Origin of the sequence: Mycobacterium sp., assembly GCF_049683355.1 — a bacterium.
Classification (GTDB): Bacteria; Actinomycetota; Actinomycetes; order Mycobacteriales; family Mycobacteriaceae; genus Mycobacterium.
Genome location: NZ_JBAUJB010000411.1, coordinates 1 through 4,267, shown reverse-complemented (window position 1 = coordinate 4,267; position 4,267 = coordinate 1). Strand labels below are relative to the sequence as shown.

General features: G+C 68.8%; 4 protein-coding genes. All 4 read left to right on the top strand.

The window, feature by feature from the left end; translation table 11 throughout:
• On the top strand, positions 1–1,812 hold a 1,812-nt coding region (uvrC, locus tag WA944_RS23585), incomplete at its 5' end, for an excinuclease ABC subunit UvrC (protein WP_526647411.1).
• 11 nt (positions 1,813–1,823) lie between these two features.
• Positions 1,824–2,732: an RNase adapter RapZ gene (gene rapZ, locus WA944_RS23580; RefSeq protein ID WP_526372826.1), complete on the top strand. Its 909-nt coding sequence runs from the start codon at positions 1,824–1,826 to the stop codon at positions 2,730–2,732.
• A gap of 25 nt (positions 2,733–2,757) precedes the next feature.
• On the top strand, positions 2,758–3,792 hold the full coding sequence (locus WA944_RS23575) for a gluconeogenesis factor YvcK family protein (protein WP_526372823.1): 1,035 nt from the start codon (positions 2,758–2,760) through the stop codon (positions 3,790–3,792).
• A partial coding sequence (gene whiA / locus WA944_RS23570; RefSeq protein ID WP_526647410.1) for a DNA-binding protein WhiA occupies positions 3,783–4,267 on the top strand: 485 nt, incomplete at its 3' end. The genes WA944_RS23575 and whiA, both read left to right, overlap by 10 nt.

The window sequence follows — 4,267 nt, the reverse complement described above, 5'->3', positions numbered from 1 at the left end:
GAAGTGGAGGCGCTGCAACTCGAGTACAACTGGATCAAGGAGTTCGACCCGCGGTTCAACATCCGGTACCGCGACGACAAGTCCTATCCGGTCCTGGCGGTGACCCTCAACGAGGAGTATCCCCGGCTGATGGTCTATCGCGGCCCGCGGCGCAAGGGTGTGCGGTACTTCGGCCCGTACTCGCACGCCTGGGCGATCCGCGAAACCCTGGACCTGCTCACCCGGGTGTTCCCGGCCCGCACCTGTTCGGCGGGAGTGTTCAAGCGGCACACCCAGATTGACCGCCCATGCCTTCTCGGCTACATCGACAAGTGCTCGGCGCCGTGCATCGGTCGCGTCAGTGCGCAGGAGCACCGGCGGATCGTCCTGGACTTCTGCGACTTCCTCGCGGGCAAGACCGACCGGCTGGTCCGTGAGATGGAACAGCAGATGAACGCCGCGGCCGCGGATCTGGACTTCGAGCGCGCCGCCAGGCTGCGCGACAACATCTCCGCGCTGCGGCGGGCACTCGAGAAACAGGCGGTGGTGCTGGGCGACGGCACCGACGCCGACGTCGTCGCCTTCGCCGACGATGAGTTGGAGGCGGCGGTCCAGGTGTTCCACGTGCGGGGCGGACGGGTGCGAGGGCAACGTGGGTGGATCATCGAAAAGTCCGGGGAACCGGGCGAATCCACTCCGGAATACCTGGTCGAGCAGTTCGTGACACAGTTCTACGGAGACCAGGCCGAGCTGACCGGTGCGGGTGCCGCCGGAGTGGACGAGGCCACCAACCCGGTGCCGCGCCAGGTTCTGGTCCCGGTGCTTCCGGGCAACTCCGAGGAGCTGGAGACCTGGCTGTGCCGGCTGCGGGGGTCGCGGGTGTCGTTGCGGGTGCCGCAGCGCGGGGACAAACGGGCCCTCGCCGAGACGGTCCGGCGCAACGCGCAGGACGCGCTGGCGCAGCACAAACTCAAGCGTGCCGGCGACTTCACCGCAAGAAGTGCTGCGCTGCAGAGCATTCAGGAAGCCCTCGGCCTGGAGGACGCACCGCTGCGCATCGAGTGCGTCGACATCAGCCATGTACAGGGCACCGACGTGGTCGCGTCGCTGGTGGTGTTCGAAGATGGGCTGCCGCGCAAATCCGACTACCGCCATTACGCGATCCGCGACGCCGCAGGTGATGGCCGGTCCGACGACGTGGCCTCGATCGCCGAGGTGACCCGCCGGCGGTTTCACCGCCACCTGCGTGATGCCCGGGAGTCGGCCGACCAGCTGGAACACGATCCTCGCGCGAGCGCTCGGCCGTCAAGGTTCGCGTACCCGCCGAACCTTTTTGTCGTCGACGGTGGCGCACCCCAGGTCAACGCGGCCGCCGCAGTTCTCGAAGAGCTGGGCATCACCGATGTCGCGGTGATCGGGTTGGCGAAGCGGCTGGAGGAGGTGTGGGTGCCGTCCCAGGACGGATCACCGTCGGAGCCCGTCATCTTCTCCCGCAACAGCGACGGGCTTTATCTGCTGCAACGGGTGCGTGACGAAGCCCACCGGTTCGCGATCACCTACCACCGCAGCAAGCGGTCCAAGCGGATGACGGCCTCGGCGCTGGATTCGGTGCGGGGTCTGGGACAGCACCGCCGGAAGGCGCTGGTCACCCATTTCGGGTCGCTTGCCAGGCTGAAACAGGCCAGCGTCGAGGAGATCACCGCGGTCCCGGGCATCGGTGAGACAACGGCGCGGGCGGTGCTGGACGCGCTGGGCGGGGTCGGCCCGGAGGCCGTTTCGGAGGCGCCCGCGGCGGTTATCGGCAATGATCAGGACAGCAGGGCATCGGGATGACAGAGCAGGGAATGCACGAGGAACTGCATGACGGCGGCAACCCGGAAGACGAAGAGCCGGGTATCGACGTGGTGCTCGTCACGGGCCTCTCGGGTGCGGGTCGGGGCACTGCGGCAAAGGTGCTCGAGGATCTCGGCTGGTACGTCGCCGACAATTTGCCGCCCGAACTGATCGCGCGGATGGTCGAGCTGGGGCTGGCTGCGGGATCGCGCATCACCCAGCTCGCCGTGGTGATGGATGTGCGGTCGCGGGGGTTCACCGGTGACCTGGAATGGGTGCGCTCCGAGTTGGCGACCCGCAACATCACCCCGCGGGTGCTGTTCCTGGATTCCTCTGATGCCATCCTGGTGCGTAGGTACGAGGAGAACCGCCGCAGTCACCCGCTGCAGGGCAACCAGACACTGGCCGAAGGCATCGCGGCGGAGAGGTCGATGCTGGCTCCGGTGCGGGCCGCCGCCGATCTGGTGATCGACACCTCGGGGTTGTCGGTGTCCGCCCTGCGGGAGAGCATCGAACGCGCCTTCGGCGGCGAGACGGTCGACCACACCAACGTCACCGTGGAGTCGTTCGGCTACAAGTACGGCCTGCCGATGGACGCCGACATCGTGATGGACGCCCGGTTCCTTCCCAACCCGCACTGGGTGGACCATCTACGCCCGCATTCCGGGCAGCATCCCGAGGTGCGGGACTACGTACTTGGCCAACCCGGCGCCGTGGAGTTCCTCGACTCCTACCATCGGCTGTTGGACGTCGTGATCGACGGATACCGGCGGGAGGGGAAGCGCTACATGACCGTCGCCATCGGCTGCACCGGCGGCAAGCATCGCAGCGTGGCGATCGCGGAGGCGCTCGCGGCCCGGCTGCAACAAGGACCGGCGCTGACAGTGCGGGTGCTGCACCGGGATCTGGGGCGCGAATGAGTTTCCCCGCATGCGAGGAGGACAGGTGAGTCCCCGCATCGTCGCTCTGGGCGGCGGGCACGGGCTCTATGCCACGCTGTCGGCGGCACGCCGGATCAGCCCGCACGTCACCGCTGTGGTCACCGTCGCCGACGACGGTGGTTCGTCCGGCCGGTTGCGCAACGAACTGGGTGTGGTGCCGCCGGGTGATCTGCGAATGGCGTTGGCGGCGTTGGCTTCCGACAGTCCGCAGGGCACTTTGTGGGCGACGATCATCCAGCACAGGTTCGGCGGCAGCGGTGCCCTGGCCGGCCATCCGATCGGCAATCTGATCCTGGCCGGACTGCACGAGGTCCTCGCCGACCCGGTGGCGGCGCTCGACGAACTGGGCCGGGTGCTCGGCGTCAAGGGCCGGGTGTTGCCGATGTGCCCGGTGGGGCTCGAAATCGAGGCCGACGTGGTGGGTCTGGAGTCCGACCCCCGCATCGGCCGCGCGATCCGGGGCCAGGTGGCGATCGCCACGACCGTGGGCAAGGTGCGCCGGGTCCGGCTGCTGCCCGGCGACCCGCCGGCGACGAGGCAGGCCGTCGACGCGATCATGCACGCCGACCTGGTCGTGCTCGGGCCGGGTTCGTGGTTCACCAGCGTGATTCCGCACGTGCTGGTGCCGCAGTTGGCGGCGGCGCTGCGAGCGACGCCCGCCCGCCGCGCCCTGGTGCTCAACCTGGCGGCCGAGCCGGGGGAGACGGCGGGGTTCTCGGTGGAGCGCCACATCCACGTGCTGGCCCAGCATGCGCCGGACTTCACCGTGCACGACATCATCGTCGATTCCGCCAGCGTGCCCAGCGACCGCGAGCGGGACCAGTTGCGCCGCACCGCCACCATCCTCGACGCCCACGTTGAGTTTGCTGCCGTTTCCAGACCTGGTACACCTTTACATGACCCGGCGAGGTTGGCCGCGGCGCTCGAGGGGGTACGCAGGCGCGGCATGGCACCAACCGACACAGCCCAGGCGCCCCAGCAGCCGACTGTGCCCGCACCGACAGTGAACGGACCGAGAGGTGACGACCCGTGGCGATGACAGCCGAGGTCAAGGACGAGCTCAGCCGGTTGGTGGTCAATTCGGTGAGTGCACGCCGGGCCGAGGTGGCCTCACTGCTGCGGTTCGCCGGTGGGCTGCACATCGTGTCCGGGCGGGTGGTCGTGGAGGCCGAGGTCGACCTGGGCATCATCGCTCGCAGGCTGCGCAAGGACATCTACGACCTGTACGGCTACAACGCGGTGGTGCACGTGCTGTCCGCGAGCGGTATCCGCAAGAGCACCCGGTATGTGGTGCGGGTCGCCAAAGACGGGGAAGCGCTGGCCAGGCAAACCGGTCTGCTCGATCTGCGCGGCCGGCCGGTGCGCGGGTTGCCCGCCCAGGTCGTCGGCGGAAGTGTCGCCGACGCCGAGGCTGCTTGGCGGGGCGCGTTTTTGGCGCACGGATCGCTCACCGAGCCTGGGCGGTCGTCGGCGCTGGAGGTCAGCTGCCCCGGCCCGGAGGCCGCCCTGGCGCT

What these genes read in the sequence shown, in the direction of transcription:
- rapZ (WP_526372826.1), top strand. Translation starts at nt 1,824, where the DNA reads ATGCACGAGGAACTGCATGACGGCGGCAACCCGGAAGACGAAGAGCCG.